We start from the raw sequence: 16643 nt of genomic DNA on the forward strand, positions 1-16643 counted from the left end.
ATTTGCGTATAAATGAAAGAAATATGATGAAAACTCTATTTATTAAGATACTTCGCTTTTTGATGCTTCTGATATTTATTGCTTCGTGTGGCATCGGATATGTTATCTACGAAGATACACTGACTGCCTGGTGGATACCTGTTGGAATGGCGCTTTTGATTGCTCTTGCTACTATCCCATTCTATAAGAAATGGATATGGCTTACAACCATGGATGGTAAAGTAATTAATTGTTTGTGTCATCTGGCTTGCATCGGTGCCATCAGTTATGTATTGTTTCTTGGCGGTAATTATTGGTTTGCCGATCTTGCTTCCACACACGAAGAAACAGTGATGGTACAGAAAAAATATGTAGAAACACACAAGAAGACCCGTAGAGTAGGCAGGCATCGTTATGTTTCGGATGGCATACGTAAGGAATACTATTTGCAGGTAGCTTTTGAGAATGGAGATGTGGAAGAATTGCATGTGTCACTTTCCACTTATAATAAGGCCAAGGCAGGTGCACCGAAGATACTAACTTTACAAAAAGGCTTTTTCGGATTACCAGTGATTACAAAAGGACTTTAATCAATCATTATGATATAGATATGGAAAATAGAGAATTGTATGAAAGAATGTTGTCGGGGACTATGTATAATGATTTGTCTGCAGAACTGGTTCAGAGAAGAGAACAAGTCGTTTTTCTGACTAATGATTATAACTCTACTTATGGAAAACCCAAAGAGGTTCGTGAAGCATTATTACGCAAAATGTTGAAAGGCATTGGGGAGAATGTTCACTTCGAACCCAATTTCCGGTGTGAGTTTGGATTTAATATCACTATAGGAAACAACTTCTTTGCTAATTTTGATTGCATCATGTTGGATGGGAATCTTATTACAATAGGGGATAATGTCTTGTTGGGACCACGTGTCGGACTGTACACTGCAAATCATGCACTTGATGCTCGGGAACGCGTTATGGGAGGTTGCTATGCACATCCGATTGTAATAGAGGATAATGTCTGGATTGGTGCAGGCGTCCATATTATGGGTGGTGTTACCATTGGAAGAAATTCGGTAATCGGAGCAGGAAGTGTAGTGACTAAGGATGTGCCGGAAAATGTGATCGCTGCAGGAGTTCCATGTAAAGTAATTCGGGAGATCACGGATAAAGATAAGACCGACTTTTTAGGGTAGGTTGGCGTGTGCTATTAAAAAAAGTCACATCACTTTTAGAGGACATAAACCGTTCTGAAAGTGATGTGACTTTTCTTATATAGGTAAGGCAACTAACCAGAATAGGAGTTGCCCGACTTAATCTTAGGATGAACCGTTAGCTGTTAGCTTTCGAATCATTATCTTCTTCGTCCTCTTCCTCTTTTTTCTTTTTGCCTAGTCCGAGGATACCAAAGATAAAATCTTTCAGATAACTTATTATACCGATAACGATCAATGCACCGAAGCCATAGATTAGAATACTGCCTCCCCATTTATCCCAGAAAGATGGCTCTGGAATGAGACTGGTAAGATCCTCTACATTGAGGTCTTTCTGAAGAGCTTCTATAAAATCGTCGGGAATATCATAATAGGTATCAGGTTTGGATTCTGAAAACAGCACTAATACACGGCTACCATCTTTCTCAATATAACCCAGATCCAAATGTGAACCGTCATCTGTCTTGTAATAGGAACTGTCCGGCAAAGTTGCGACTTTAGGAATGTTAGCTGGAACGTTGATTTTTATACGGCGTGCTTCAGCACTAGTCATAAAAATGGTGATAAAGGCCACCAAAACAAATAAAAACTTTTTCATACTTTAAAATATTAAATTGATTGTGTCGCTATAAAGCCACTATTGTTGTTTTGCTGTATATTGATTTGGCAAATGTAGAATTTTTTTTCTAAAAACAGAATATATGGAGTTTTATTTTTTTTAAAGGCTCTGTTTCTGGTAAGATTTCATGGATTGAATGACTTTTTCATCTTACCAATTTAGCGTTTTGTCTACAAACGGGATGCATTCGTCTCATTTCAAAAATCGGCAATCTTCTATACTCTATCTTCGTGACGAAATAAAAACAGAATAAAATCATGAAGATGAATAAAACTAGATTATTAAAAGAAATATCTATTCAGTCGGGTATCTCCGCAGATGAATGCAGCGCAGTACTCAAAACCTTTGAAAGAGTTCTTAGTGAAGAGTTAACCCGGAAAATACATCGTTATGGCGGGTGGATACTTTTGTTGGTTGCTTTGTTGGTATCCGCAGTGGCGTTTAGTCAGACACCGCAGAGAAAAGGACGGCCGGTACAGACAATCCGGGGAATGGTTATTGACGGGGATTCAAAACACCCGATACCGTATGCAACGGTGAGATTATCCGAAAAAGAGGGAGCAGGTACGATAACAGACAGTCTCGGTCGTTTCAGCATACCACAGGTTCCTGTTGGACGGCATACGGTAGAGGCAGCCTTTATGGGATATGAGCCGGGTATTTTCAGAGAGATACTGGTAACTTCCGCCAAGGAGGTTTATCTGGAAATTCCTTTGAAAGAAAGTGTAAACGAACTCAATGAAGTAGTGATTCGTGCCAGAACCAATAAAGAGGAGGCGATGAATAAGATGGCTACTACCGGGGCCCGTATGTTAAGTGTGGAAGAAGCGAGCCGCTACGCCGGAGGTTTTGACGACCCTGCCCGTTTGGTATCCTCCTTTGCCGGAGTGGCCCCCAGTGTATCTTCTAATGGAATATCCATTCATGGCAATGCTCCCCATCTGTTGCAGTGGCGATTGGAAGACGTTGAAATTCCCAACCCGAATCACTTTGCGGATATTGCCACATTGGGTGGAGGAATACTTTCATCTCTTAGTTCGCAGGTATTGGGTAATTCCGATTTCTTTACCGGAGCTTTTCCGGCAGAATATGGAAATGCGGTATCCGGTGTGTTTGATATGAAATTGCGCAATGGAAATAACCAGAAGAATGAGAATACGCTTCAAGTGGGCATCATGGGAATTGATGTAGCTTCCGAAGGACCGTTAAGCAAGAAGCACAAAGCATCCTATATTTTCAATTACCGGTATTCCACAACGGGACTTCTGAACTTGGAGGGCGGAAAGATGGACTATCAGGACTTGAACTTCAAACTGAATTTCCCGACACAGAAAGCAGGAACATTCTCTATCTGGGGAACCAGCCTGATTGATAAATTCGGCAGTGATTTTGAAAAGAATACGGATAAATGGGAATATATGAGCGACCGTAGCGAATCAAAAGACAAACAGTATATGGCTGCCGGAGGTATCAGCCACCGTTATTTCTTCAACAATGACGCATCATTGAAAACCACTATTGCCGGTACTTATTCGCAACTGGACGGAGGAGCAACCATGTTTAACCACTCTCTGGAATCTACTCCCTACATGGATCTTAACTCGAAACATACCAACTTGATACTGACTTCGACTTTCAACCGTAAATTCAGTAACCGTTTTACTAATAAGACAGGATTTACGTATAATGCCATGTTCTATCAAATGAACCTTGCCATTGCTCCTTATGAAGCCGAATCACTGGAAACCGTATCTCAAGGAAAAGGCAATACGAGTCTGATATCTGCCTACAATAGTTCTTCTGTAGGATTGACGGAACGTTGGACGCTCAATGCAGGTATTTACGGGCAATTTCTGACCCTGAATAAAAAGTGGTCTGTTGAACCCCGTATTGGTTTGAAATGGCAAGCTACTCCGAAAGCAACTTTCGCACTGGCTTATGGTATGTACAGCCGTATGGAGAAAATGGACGTCTATTTTGTGAAAACGAAAAGTACAGGAGACAAATCCGTCAACAAGGAACTCGATTTCACCAAAGCGCAGCACGTCATGTTATCTTTTGGATACAAAATATCCGATCGCATGAATCTGAAAATAGAACCTTATATCCAATTTCTCCATGATGTGCCTGTGATGGCTGACAGCTCTTATTCCGTACTCAACCGCTCTGATTTCTATGTGGAAGACGCATTGGTTAATAAAGGAAGAGGACGCAACATAGGTATTGATATCACTTTAGAACGTTTCCTGGAAAAAGGACTCTATTACATGATTTCCGGTTCTCTTTTCGATTCCCGCTATCGGGGCGGAGACGGTGTGTGGTACAATACGAAGTTTAATCGGAATTATGTCATCAACGGACTGATTGGAAAGGAATGGATGCTGGGACGTAATAGACAGAATATTCTTAGCATCAATCTGAAATTGACCTTACAAGGAGGTGACCGGTATTCTCCGATTGACAGGGAAGCAACGATGAATCATCCTGATAAAGAGGTGCAATATGACGAAACGAAAGCATTTTCTAAACAATATTCTCCCATGCTTATCGGCAACTATACCGTGAGTTACCGCATCAACAAGAAGAAAGTCTCTCATGAGTTTGCAGTGAAAGGACTTAACTTTACCGGTGCGAAAGAACACTATGGACATGAATATAATGTGAAAACTGGAAAAATTGATGTTAGCGACGGTTCTACAACATTGACAAATGTGAGTTATAAACTTGAATTTTAGATAACCGATATAGAAGTCCAACCGGAAAAATGTTTTATCTTCGTCCCCGGAGATAAAACATCTTCCCTGATTAAATACACGATGGCTGAAACAATAACAACAGACAATAAATCTACTTTATTATATCGATTTCTCGTTAGCCCGGAACTTCGATGGGCGCGTTATCTGGTGCTCATTATGGTGTTGGCTACCATATCATTCAATCAGGTTTTTATTATATTCCTCGATTACCGGGATATATTGGGAGGATGGATTTATACATTCACTTTCTTATATCTACTGACTTATATAGGAGTTATTTATCTGAATCTTTTCTGGCTCTTTCCAAAGTTTTTGCTGAAAAGACGCTATCTAAGCTACATATCCTTACTTTCAGTAGCAATGATGCTTGCCCTGGCAATACAAATGGCAACGGAATATGTATCTTATTCCTGCTGGCCGGAATTTTACGAACGTGCCTCTTATTTTTCCATACCTATAGTGATGGATTATATATCTTCTTTCATGTTGTCCACACTCTGCATGATAGGAGGAACAATGACTGTTCTCCTGAAAGAATGGATGATAGACCATCAACGTGTCTCACAAATGGAAAAGGTTCACGTACTTTCGGAAGTGGAACAGCTAAAAGAACAAGTCAGCCCCGAACTTCTTTTCAAAACATTACATCATTCGGGGGAACTGACATTGAGCGAACCGGAAAAAGCCTCGAAGATGCTGATGAAATTAAGTCAACTACTTCGCTATCAACTATATGATTGCAGCAGAACAAAGGTATTGCTTAGTAGTGAAATTAATTTCCTGAATAATTACCTGACCTTGGAACAGAATTCCCAGGCACAATTCAATTATGAACTGCTTGCGGATGGAGAAGTAAATAGAACACTGGTTCCACCCTTGCTTTTCATTCCATTTGTGCAATATATTGTAAAATCAATCAACGAACAGCGAACATCAATCCCTGTTTCTCTCAAAATCCATTTGAAAGTAGAAGAGAACACAATTATATTCACCTGTCTTTGCCTACAAGTGAATCTTTTGGAAGATAAAGGACTTGAAAGAATCCGCCAAAGACTGAACTTATTATATGGCAATCGTTACAGACTATTCCTGACGACAGAAAGCATCTGGTTGGAATTGAAAGGAGGTGAAGTATGAACCTGAATACAGAACATAGAAGAATGGAAGATAAAAGTGTTACAGCTTTTTTGTTAAGTCCTCATTACCGGACATGCAGACATCTGTTACTGCAAATAATAGTTCTTTTGATGACTATTAATGTCTTTTGGTACGAACCTTTGCAGTCAGTTTCTTTTTGGCGGCGTTTTGGTGGATTCCTGGCATATTTTGTTTCCATTAATACAGTAATCTATATGAACCTGTATATATTAGTACCCTGCTTTCTGTTGAAGAACCGCTTAGGTCATTATGTCCTGGCGGCTGTCCTGACGAATTTGGTAGTCATCGTCTTCCTTTCAATCACCCAGGGATTACTCTTTGAAGTAATTCTGCCCGGAAAAGATCCTGGCAGATTCGCTACTTTCATTAATACTTTTTCGGGGATACTGACCATCGGTTTTGTTACCGCAGGTTCGGCAGCCATATCACTGTTTACCCATTGGTTGCGTTACAACCTGCGTATTGACGAACTTGAGTCCACTACTTTGCAATCCGAACTGACATTTCTGAAGAATCAGATTAACCCGCATTTCCTTTTCAATATGCTGAATAATGCCAATGTCCTGATAAAGAGAAATCCGGAAGAAGCTTCCAAAGTACTTTTCAAACTGGAAGATTTGCTACGGTATCAGATTAATGACAGTTCGCGTGAAAGAGTTTCGTTGGCTTCGGATATCCGTTTCCTGAATGACTACCTGAATTTGGAAAAGATACGCCGTGACAATTTCCAGTTTACGTTGAGGCAGGAGGGAGAAGTGGATTCCATTTGGATTCAGCCTTTATTATTCATTCCTTTTGTGGAAAATGCGGTGAAACATAGTTTTGATAGTGAGCATTCTTCGTATGTCCATGTCTTTTTTAAGGTGGAGGCTCACCGGCTGGAATTCCGGTGTGAGAATTCTAAACCGGCTGTTGCAGTCCAGCAGGGTAAAGTCGGTGGAATCGGACTTGCCAATATTCAGCGTAGGTTAGGATTACTGTATCCTGAACATTATAAGTTGGAACAAAAAGAAGATGAAAATCTCTATTCTGTAATTTTAAGTATAACATTATGAATTGTATCATTGTAGATGATGAACCCTTGGCACGTGAGGCCATGAAATTATTGATAGAAGAATCCGATAATCTCCAGTTGATAGGCAGCTTTAATAGTGCTGCAACTGCTTCCGACTTTATGGAACAACAGGGAGTCGATCTGGTTTTTCTGGATATTCAGATGCCTGGGATTACAGGAATAGAGTTTGCCCGTACGATTTCCAAAAAAACACTGGTTATTTTCACCACAGCCTATACAGAATATGCGCTGGATAGCTATGAAGTAGATGCAATCGACTATCTGATTAAGCCCGTCGAAGCGGAACGTTTTCAAAAGGCGGTGGATAAAGCGTTATCCTATCATTCTCTATTATTGAAAGAAGAGAAAGAAGCTATCGAAACGATTGTTGCCGCTGAATATTTCTTCGTAAAGGCAGAGCGTCGGTATTTCAAGGTGAATTTCTCCGATATTCTCTTTATTGAGGGATTGAAAGATTACGTCATTCTTCAACTGAACGACCAGCGTATCATTACTCGCATGAGCCTGAAAGCCATATTCGATTTATTACCAAAATCTATTTTTTTGCGGGTGAATAAATCCTATATTGTCAATACCGATCACATCGAGTCATTTGACAATAATGATATATTTATCAAATCGTATGAAATTGCTATCGGTAATAGTTACCGGGACGACTTCTTTGAGGGTTTTGTAATGAAACAAAGATTGTGATTTTTCATTTTTGTTTGGTTACATAATTTTCAAATGGTATATTTGTAACCAAAATAAAGAATACGTGATTGGCACAACAGACTATATTAGTATTAAGTTAACTGATGAGACTCAGTTTCGTTCTATATTCGACAAATATTACATATCTCTATGTATGTTTGCTAATCAGTATGTCGAAAATGATGCATTAGCGGCTGATATTGTTCAGGAGTGTTTTGTGAAGTTGTGGCAGTTGCGCGATGATTTCATGTATGTGCATCAGATTAAATCATTCCTCTATACGTCGGTACGCAATAAATCTTTAAATGAACTGGAACATACCAAGGTCATGAACGAGTATGCACAGAAAGTTCAGGAAATGAGTAAAGACTCTTTTTTCCAAGACAAGGTCATAGCAGAAGAAAGTTACCGGATATTAGTGGATGCCATTGAAAAACTACCGCCGCAGATGAAAAGCATTATGCAACTGGCGCTTGAGGGAAAAAGCAATCCGGAAATTGCTGAAACACTGAATATTTCCGGCGAAACGGTACACTCCCAGAAAAAGATTGCCTACCGTAAATTACGCGTATATTTGAAAGACTATTACTACTTGGTTTTTTACTTTTTATAGTTTCTTTTAAAAAAATCATTTTTAATACACCCTGATTTTCAATTCACCTGTTTTAGTATAAACAACGATTAAAACATGTGAATTATGATAAACCAACATTTCTATATTGCAAGACTTATTGCCAGATACTTATCTGATGAAATCGGGGAAGAAGAACAGGCGGAACTGACCCGGTGGAGAGATGAATCGCCCGAAAACGAACGCCTTTTTCAGGAAATCTGCAAGGAAGAAAACATAAAGCAGAATATGCAGAAGCGGCAAACTTTCCATGCAGAGGACGGATGGGAGGGAGTGCAAAGAAAAATCCAACGCCATCGGTTCAGACATCGGATACTGAATATATGTAAATATGCTGCTATTTTCATTTTTCCGGTGGCTATTGCTACTGTGGCAATATATAAGAGCGGTAATGAACCCCAGCCGTTATCTCAAGTAGAGGAACAAATTGTTCCGGGTGGTAAGAAAGCCGTTCTTATTTTGGATAATGGAGAAGCAATTGATTTGAAGTCCACTTCCGGCGTGGAATTGAAAGAAAAAGATGGTACAGTCATTCAGGTGGATTCTACCGTATTGAATTATCAGCAGGCTCCCGCCCGGACATCCGAAAAACTTGCATATAATAAGGTAAACGTTCCTCGTGGTGGTGAATATCAGCTAATGTTGAGCGATGGAAGCAAGGTACAGTTGAATTCTATGAGTTCCATCCGCTTTCCTGTTCAGTTTGCACAGGATTGCCGTCTGGTAGAATTGGAGGGAGAGGCCTATTTCGAAGTAAGCAAAACCGGACAGCCTTTTATTGTACAAACCAAAGGGATGAAAATAGAAGTATTAGGAACTACTTTTAATATATCAGCTTACGCAAACGAAGAATATCAAACTACACTTGTCAGCGGTTCGGTAAAAGTACAGACTGAAAATGGAAGTAACCGGATTCTGAAACCATCGGAACAGGCTTGCATTACTCCGGGCAGCAACCAGATCAATGTACGCAATGTAGATACTGCATTTTATACTTCATGGATACATGGAAAGATCAATTTCAAAGATCAGCGATTGGACGACATCATGAAAACTCTTGCCAGATGGTATGATATGGATGTAGTCTATGAGAATGAAGCAACCAAGGAGTTACGCTTCGGCTGCTATGTTAACCGCTATAATGAGATTACCCCATTGGTGAAATTGTTGGAGCAAACGGGTAGAGTAACAGTCACAGTAGAAGGAAAAACTATCAAAATATTCACTAATCATTAATCCCTGTTTTATGGAAAAACTACGTAATGTTGCCAGATTTGGGAAATATGGAAAACGTCTTTGTATGATGTTCCTTTTTCTCTGTATTACGACTTCAGGGCTGATGCGCGCATCTGTATTCGCACAGACCACGGTTACAGCCAAATTCAGAAATGTAACACTGAATGAAGTTCTTTGGGAAATTCAGAAACAAACGGACTTTACCTTTATCTACAGCACAAATGATGCGAAGAAAGTCAGAGTGGAAAATCTGGATGTGAAGAATGAACTGATTTCTGAAGTGCTAAACAAATGCCTGCGAAATAGCGGACTGACTTATACGGTTCATGATGGAGTAATTGCCATCCGTAAGGCTGAACCCGTTAGGACGGAAACTGTTGCACGTGAGAAATATACGATTACAGGGAAAGTAATTGAAGATAGTGGAGAGCCGATAATCGGAGCTAATGTCATCGTGAAAGGTACAACTAACGGTATGATGACTGATATGGACGGTAATTTCCATCTGGAAGTTACAGACAAGAAAGTGACTCTGATGGTTTCTTATATCGGTTATACGTCACAGGAAGTCGTTGCAACTCCCGGCAAGCCGATGAGCATAATCCTGAAAGTGGATAATAACCTGTTGGACGAAGTGATTGTAACGGGATATGGTACTTTCAAGAAATCGGCTTATGCAGGTTCTGCCAGTATCGTAAAGACAGATGCTGTGAAAGATGTGCCTAATGTATCTTTCCAACAGATGTTGGAGGGGGCGGCTCCCGGTGTCAGCGTAAATACCGGTTCGGGTATACCGGGTTCGTCAACGTCCATCCGTATCCGTGGTATGGGTTCGTTCAATGCCTCCAATTCTCCGCTGTATGTAGTGGATGGTGTTCCCGTATTGTCGGGTAATATTGGTGCATCCGGTAGTGATTCTGGTTTGGATGTAATGTCTACTTTGAATACATCGGATATTGAAAGCATCACTGTTATCAAGGATGCCGCTGCTGCTTCACTTTATGGTTCACGTGCAGCGAATGGCGTTGTCATTATTACCACGAAACAAGGAAAAGCAGGTAAACCGGTCTTTAAATTGAAATCGGATTGGGGATTCTCTAATTTTGCCATGCCTTTCCGCGAATTGATGGGCGGACAGGAACGTCGTAACCTGATCCACGAGGGGCTTCGGAATTATGCTTTAACTTATAGCGGTAAGACCGATGATGAGGTAGGACTTCATCAGGGGATGACCGAGAATGAAGCATGGGCTTATGCCGATTCGAATATTGACCAGTATGCACCGATCCCTTGGTGTGGTTTTGTGAATTGGGATGATTATCTGTTCCGTAACGGTAGCCACCAGAATTACGAGTTTTCAGCTTCCGGCGGACAGGAAAAGATTAAATACTATACATCTATCGGCTATATGAAGCAGGATGGTGTTACGATAAACTCCGGTCTGGAACGTATTTCTGCACGTTTGAATGTAGACTATCAGATGGCTAAATGGATGAATATCGGTGCAAAGATACAGTTCTCCAAAGTGAATCAGGATACTTATTCGGAGGGTACATCGTATACTTCTCCAATTTACGGTACGCGTAATGGAGCTACACCATCTGACCCTATATGGAATGAAGACGGCACCTGGAACCGTGCATTAATCAAATTGGATGACCGTAACCCGATGTTATCAAATTCTTATAATTTTAAGAGAGAATATGCGACTCGTTCTTTCAATACCGTATATGCATCATTCGACATTTGGAAAGGAATCAAGTTTGCGTCTACATTCAGTTATGATTTTGTGATGAACAAGTCTCGTGCATGGAAAGACCCGCGTACCAGTGACGGTGACGATGATAACGGACGTTTCAGCAAAGATTATAATGATATTACCAATATGACATGGTCTAATATTCTGACTTATCAGACAAAGATCAAGAAAAAACACAATCTGGACCTTTTGGCTGGTTATGAAATCAACAGTAAGGAGTCGGATGGATTGGGAACTACTATCTCTAATTTTGCACGCTGGGATAAACCGGAAGTCAACAATGGTGTAGTGTATCAGAGTATGGGAGGTTCTAACAGTACGACGCGTATTGTTTCTTATATTACGCGTGCCAACTATGATTATGACAACAAATACTATCTGGGAGCGAGTTGGAGAACAGACGGAAGTTCGCGATTGGCGAGAGAGAATCGTTGGGGAAATTTCTGGTCGTTGTCCGGTGCATGGAGAGTGAGTAGCGAGAGTTTTATGAAACCTCTTCAGAACTGGTTAAGCGACCTGAAACTTAGAGTTTCTTATGGTGTGAACGGAACTCTGCCGTCTTCTTATTATGGATATATGGGATTGAGCAGTCTGACCAGTAATTATAACGATAATCCGGGTATCACGCAGTCGCAACTGGAAAACAAGGAACTGACTTGGGAAACCAACTATAACTTCAACTCCGGTATCGACCTGGGATTCTTCGACAACAGACTGAATGTTACATTTGAATATTATGTCCGTACAACGAAAAATCTGCTTTACAGCCGGCCATTATCTCTTGCAACAGGTTTCTCAAGTTATCTTGCCAACATTGGTAAATTACAAAACAAGGGATATGAATTGGAAATTCGTTCAACTAATATCGAGACAAAAGATTTTCGTTGGAGCACAAGCTTGAATCTGGGACATAATTCCAATAAAATCCTGAAGTTGGACGGAGATTTGAAACAAGTAACCAGCGGAACATCTATTCATAAGGTAGGTTTGCCCTATTCTACCTATTATATGATTGAATTTGCAGGCATCGACCCGGCAGACGGTGAGCCGATGTTCTATAAGAATACGACAGATGAAAATGGAAATCTGAACAAAGAAACTACTAAAGATCCGCGTAGTGCGGAAAAAGTGATACTGCAATGTGCCGATCCTACTATCACCGGTGGACTAGGTAACAGCATCTCTTATAAGTGGTTTGATCTGAATTTTAACGTGAATTTCTCTTTTGGGGCATGGAACTATGACGGCGCGGCAGGCAAACTGGAACATGGTGGCGACGGAACACTGAATATTCCTATTTATTACCGGAAACGCTGGCAGAAGGAGGGGGATGAAACGAGTATTGAACGTTTTGTAGTCGGTAGATCAATTTCCATGACCGATTATGCTACCACACGTCGTTTATACAGTGGAGATTATGTTCGTCTGAAGAATCTGACTTTCGGTTTTACACTGCCGAAGACATGGACTCGGAAAGTGGGTATAGACAATATACGTCTGTATGCATCGGGCAATAACCTGTTAACTTGGGCGGCATACGATTATATTGACCCCGAATCGGGTTCATCACCTAGTTGGGATACTCCTCCGATGAGAACTTATACATTCGGTTTGGAAGTGAAATTCTAAGTGCATTAATCTATAAATGAATAAGTATGAAAAAGATAAAATATATAGCTTTAGGTGTCTTTGCAACCTTATTGAGTAGTTGCGGAAATGACTGGTTGGATTTGCAATCTTCCACAGCTATAGAAACCGATGGTTCATTGACCGAATTAAGAGATTTTGAATTTGTGCTGAACGGTGCATACAGCAGTATGCAGTCATCCAGTTATTATGGAGCAGATATGTTCTGTTATGGTGATTTGAGGGGAGATGACATGAAATCTTATAAGTCTTCCAGCACCAATGTCAGTTTCTATACATTCAAGTACAATAAGACGAATGGACCTAGTGGCTTCTGGGGAATGTACTACGGTATTGGTAAGAACCTGAACATTTTATTCAGGGATATTGAAAAGATAAAGCTTGTTCCCGATCGGGAAATTACAACTCCGAAACTGGAGAAGCTGACAGAGCAGGAGTATTATAATGACTTGAAAGGAGAGGCTTTGGCAATACGTGCCTTGTTGCTGTTCGATATGACACGTATTTACGGGTATCCTTATCTAAAAGATAACGGGGCATCATTGGCTGTGCCCATCATTGATAAAGTGGTAGAAGATAAGAATATCAAACCTTCCCGCAATACGACTGCCCAATGTTATAAGGCCATCACAGACGACCTGACAGATGCGGTGAAGCTGCTTCGTTCGGTAAAGAAAGAGGGTAAAATCAATAAATGGGCGGCAATGACATTATTAAGCCGGGTTTACCTCTATATGGGGAATGACAAAGAGGCATACGATGTGGCTGCCGAAGCTATTAAAGGTGCAGAAAAACAAGGCTATAAGTTGTGGACCAATGATGAATATGCCAAGATATGGGCTACTCCGTTCAATAGTGAACTGTTGTTCGAAATTGTGAATCTGACAACTGATAGTCCGGGAAAATCATCCATCGGTTATCTTAGCACCAAGTATAATCTGATAGCCACCGAAAAGTATTGGAAAGACTACATGAAAGACAATTCCGATGATGTTCGTAGTAAGATGGTGTCTACGGAGAGTAGCAGTAAACCTTATTGCTTGAAATATCCGGCACAAGGTTCTAAATCGTATGAAGATGCCAATATTCCGGTTTTCCGTCTGTCGGAACTCTATCTGAATGCGGCTGAAGCTGCGATTAAGAGGAATGATATACCTAATACGCGCAAGTATCTGAAACCTATTTATGTACGTACGGGTAAGGATCTGGATGCTGTGGCAGATGAAGATATAAATCTGGATCTGGTGCTTGAACAGCGTCGCATTGAATTCTGGGGAGAGGGACAACGTTTCTTTGATTTACTTAGAAATAACAAGAAAGTGATACGTGAAGATTATTTGAGCGAAGTTCCCAATGAAGCAGTAGAGTTTGATTGGAGTTATTATAAAATTGTTCTTCCTGTTCCTAACCACGAAATGGAGTACAATGAGAATATGGTTCAGAATCCGGAATATGAATTGCATTAATTAACGCATTAACGTATAGAAATTATGAAAAAGATATATAGCATCTATTTCCTTTTGGGTTTGTTCATCACGGCCTTTTATTCGTGCGGGGAAGATCTGACTCCTGTGGGACCGGATATAGCTGAAATCACTCATTTCCGTAATGATGGCCCTTACCTTTTCTATGAAAACGGTAAACTTAAAATCCTGGAAGTGACTAAAGATAATGCATTGAACATTCGTGAAGAGTCCGGATTACCGGCCGGATTGAAACTGGATGTGTATTCGGATGATAATCAACTCCTTTTTCAGGTACCCATTAATAAGATTGAGAATTTCGAACGTCCGGCATGGGAAGACCGTACCGAGTATGCTAAAACATTTGCCGTATCCGACCTTCACGGGCGTTTCGACTTGTTTGCCGCTATTCTGAAAACAGGGGAAGTGATTAATGATAAATATGAATGGATATATGGCAGTAACCATTTGGTGATTGATGGTGATATTTTCGATCGTGGAGCAGACGTACTTCCTATTTTATGGCTCATATACAAATTGGAATTTGAGGCGAAAGCTGTTGGTGGCAGAGTGACAACTATCTTAGGGGATCACGAAGAAATGATAATGCGTGATAATCTGAAATATACGTATGCCAAGTACAACACTCTTTCGCAAAGAGCGATGAACATGACCTATGGAAAAATGTGGGGACTGACGAATGTGATGGGTAACTGGCTGCGTTCTAAAAACACCATTCAGATTGTAGGTGAAAACCTTTATGTTCATGCAGGATTGAGTAAGGCGTTTATGGAACGCGAAGAGACGATTCCCGAAATCAATGAACTGGTGAGCAAGAGCATTTACCTTTCAAAAGAGGAACGGAAAAAACAATATCCGGAGATTGCCGATTTCCTTTATAGTGATAGTTATAACGGTCCGTTGTGGTATCGTGGAATGGTTAAGACTGGCAGTGAGTACAGTCCGATAAAGGAAGCGGATGTAGATAAACTTCTGGCTAAATATGATGTCAAACGTATTATTATCGGCCATACGGAAAATAGTCGTGTGAAGTATACCTATAATAAAAAGGTATATGATATTTGTGTTAATCATCCCAAGGCTTTTGAAAAAGAGACTCGTGCCGTGGTTATTGAAGGAGATGATATTAAAGCCATCAATGACGAAGGAGAATTAGTAACGATTAAAAAATAAACTTCAAGAAAGAAAAGAATATGAGCACTCGTTTTTTGAGATTATTTCTTTCTACTCTTGTTCTCGTTTTAATAAGTTCCGGCATTCAGGCCGGAACTTATCATTCAGGAGATAAGAAGAAAGAGAAAAAAGAGAAATTGTCTGGTGACGGACCCTATATACTCTATCAGGCAGACGGTAGTACACGGGTTATTAATGTCAATAAGAAAGGACGGATTACAGACAAGACTTATGCGACATTACCTAAAGATTTCAGTTTCCGTGTGACGGATCATGAGGGACGGTATCCATTTGATGTAAAACTCCATCCATTGAAAAGACCGGAGTGGCAATATACCCGTCCGGAAAAAGTTTTTGTGATGTCCGATCCTCATGGGCGGCTAGATTGTGTGATTAGCCTACTGCAAGGAAACGGAGTGATTAATGATAACTATCAGTGGAATTTCGGTAGCAATCATTTGGTGATTATCGGAGATATTTTCGACCGTGGCAAGGATGTACTGCAGATCTTCTGGCTGTTCTATAAATTAGAAGACGAAGCGGTTAAAGCGGGAGGTCATGTCTCTTTCCTTTTGGGAAACCATGAGGCTTTGGTGTTGTCTAACGATCTTCGCTATACAAAAGATAAATATAAATTGCTGGCAGAAAAACTGGGAGTGGAATATCCTTCATTATTCGGCACAAATACCGAATTGGGCCGTTGGCTTGCAACACGTAATACAATGCAAATTATTGGAACCGATTTATATGTACATGCCGGATTAGGAAAATTATTCTATGATAAGGACTTGAATATCCCCACTGTGAACGAGGAAATGAGCCGGGCACTTTTCATGAGCAAAAAAGAGCGTAAGGCACTTTCTCCATTGACTGATTTTCTGTATGGCAATGACGGTCCGATCTGGTATCGCGGTCTGGTGAGAGAAGATCCCAAGTATAAACCGTTGGTACAGGACTCTTTACAAATGATGTTGGATCGTTATATGGTAAAACATATCCTTGTGGGGCACACTATCTTCAAGGATATTTCAACCTTTTATAATGGTAAAGTCATCGCTGTCAATGTTGACAATAAGGAGAATCGGAAGAAAAAGCGTGGACGGGCTGTATTGATAGACAATGGAGTTTATTACGTCGTTGGTGACGACGGTGTTCAGAGAAAACTATGATAAATCCAAAGTTAAAGCCACAAGAACAATAGAGGCTTTCATTGT

Annotated in this window: 13 protein-coding genes; 12 read left to right on the forward strand and 1 reads right to left on the reverse strand. The window is 40.4% G+C overall.

Annotation, left to right across the window (positions count from 1 at the left end):
- Positions 1-23 precede the first annotated feature (23 nt).
- Together DXB58_RS03140 and DXB58_RS03145 are read left to right on the forward strand one after the other, a co-directional pair.
- Positions 24-569, forward strand: coding sequence for a hypothetical protein (locus DXB58_RS03140; RefSeq protein WP_122135883.1), 546 nt, complete (start codon positions 24-26; stop codon positions 567-569).
- 20 nt (positions 570-589) lie between these two features.
- Complete coding sequence (locus DXB58_RS03145; protein WP_199487891.1) at positions 590-1180, forward strand: sugar O-acetyltransferase; 591 nt, start codon at positions 590-592, stop codon at positions 1178-1180.
- 136 nt (positions 1181-1316) lie between these two features.
- Here DXB58_RS03145 and DXB58_RS03150 read toward each other — a convergent pair whose 3' ends face one another.
- The gene (locus tag DXB58_RS03150) at positions 1317-1796 is read right to left on the reverse strand and encodes a hypothetical protein (protein ID WP_122135884.1); all 480 of its coding nucleotides are present in this window, start codon (positions 1794-1796) and stop codon (positions 1317-1319) included.
- 278 nt (positions 1797-2074) lie between these two features.
- Between DXB58_RS03150 and DXB58_RS03155 the strand changes: the two genes are divergently transcribed.
- From DXB58_RS03155 to DXB58_RS03200, 10 genes are all read left to right on the forward strand, one after another.
- Positions 2075-4552 (forward strand): TonB-dependent receptor, encoded by a 2478-nt coding sequence (locus DXB58_RS03155; RefSeq protein ID WP_122135885.1) that lies wholly within the window; start codon positions 2075-2077, stop codon positions 4550-4552.
- 81 nt (positions 4553-4633) lie between these two features.
- Positions 4634-5710: a sensor histidine kinase gene (locus tag DXB58_RS03160; protein ID WP_004300566.1), complete on the forward strand. Its 1077-nt coding sequence runs from the start codon at positions 4634-4636 to the stop codon at positions 5708-5710.
- A complete protein-coding gene (locus DXB58_RS03165; protein ID WP_004300564.1) occupies positions 5707-6786 on the forward strand; it encodes a sensor histidine kinase in 1080 nt (359 codons plus the stop codon). The genes DXB58_RS03160 and DXB58_RS03165 overlap by 4 nt, the downstream gene beginning before the upstream one ends.
- A complete protein-coding gene (locus DXB58_RS03170; RefSeq protein ID WP_004300562.1) occupies positions 6783-7499 on the forward strand; it encodes a LytTR family DNA-binding domain-containing protein in 717 nt (238 codons plus the stop codon). The genes DXB58_RS03165 and DXB58_RS03170 overlap by 4 nt, the downstream gene beginning before the upstream one ends.
- 64 nt (positions 7500-7563) lie before the next feature.
- Positions 7564-8112 (forward strand): RNA polymerase sigma-70 factor, encoded by a 549-nt coding sequence (locus tag DXB58_RS03175; RefSeq protein WP_004304159.1) that lies wholly within the window; start codon positions 7564-7566, stop codon positions 8110-8112.
- 84 nt (positions 8113-8196) lie between these two features.
- On the forward strand, positions 8197-9366 hold the full coding sequence (locus DXB58_RS03180; protein WP_004300558.1) for a FecR family protein: 1170 nt from the start codon (positions 8197-8199) through the stop codon (positions 9364-9366).
- A 10-nt stretch (positions 9367-9376) separates the two neighbouring features.
- The gene (locus tag DXB58_RS03185) at positions 9377-12754 is read left to right on the forward strand and encodes a TonB-dependent receptor (RefSeq protein ID WP_122135886.1); all 3378 of its coding nucleotides are present in this window, start codon (positions 9377-9379) and stop codon (positions 12752-12754) included.
- A gap of 26 nt (positions 12755-12780) precedes the next feature.
- Complete coding sequence (locus DXB58_RS03190; RefSeq protein ID WP_122135887.1) at positions 12781-14238, forward strand: RagB/SusD family nutrient uptake outer membrane protein; 1458 nt, start codon at positions 12781-12783, stop codon at positions 14236-14238.
- Between the two features lie 24 nt (positions 14239-14262).
- Positions 14263-15429, forward strand: a complete 1167-nt coding sequence (locus DXB58_RS03195) for a metallophosphoesterase (RefSeq protein ID WP_117937589.1) — start codon at positions 14263-14265, stop codon at positions 15427-15429.
- A 20-nt stretch (positions 15430-15449) separates the two neighbouring features.
- Entirely contained in the window at positions 15450-16598 is a 1149-nt protein-coding gene (locus DXB58_RS03200; RefSeq protein ID WP_074557988.1) for a metallophosphoesterase, read from the forward strand.
- Positions 16599-16643 lie beyond the last annotated feature (45 nt).

The sequence above is a fragment of the Bacteroides sp. OM05-10AA genome (assembly GCF_003439055.1).
Taxonomy (GTDB): domain Bacteria; phylum Bacteroidota; class Bacteroidia; order Bacteroidales; family Bacteroidaceae; genus Bacteroides; species Bacteroides intestinigallinarum.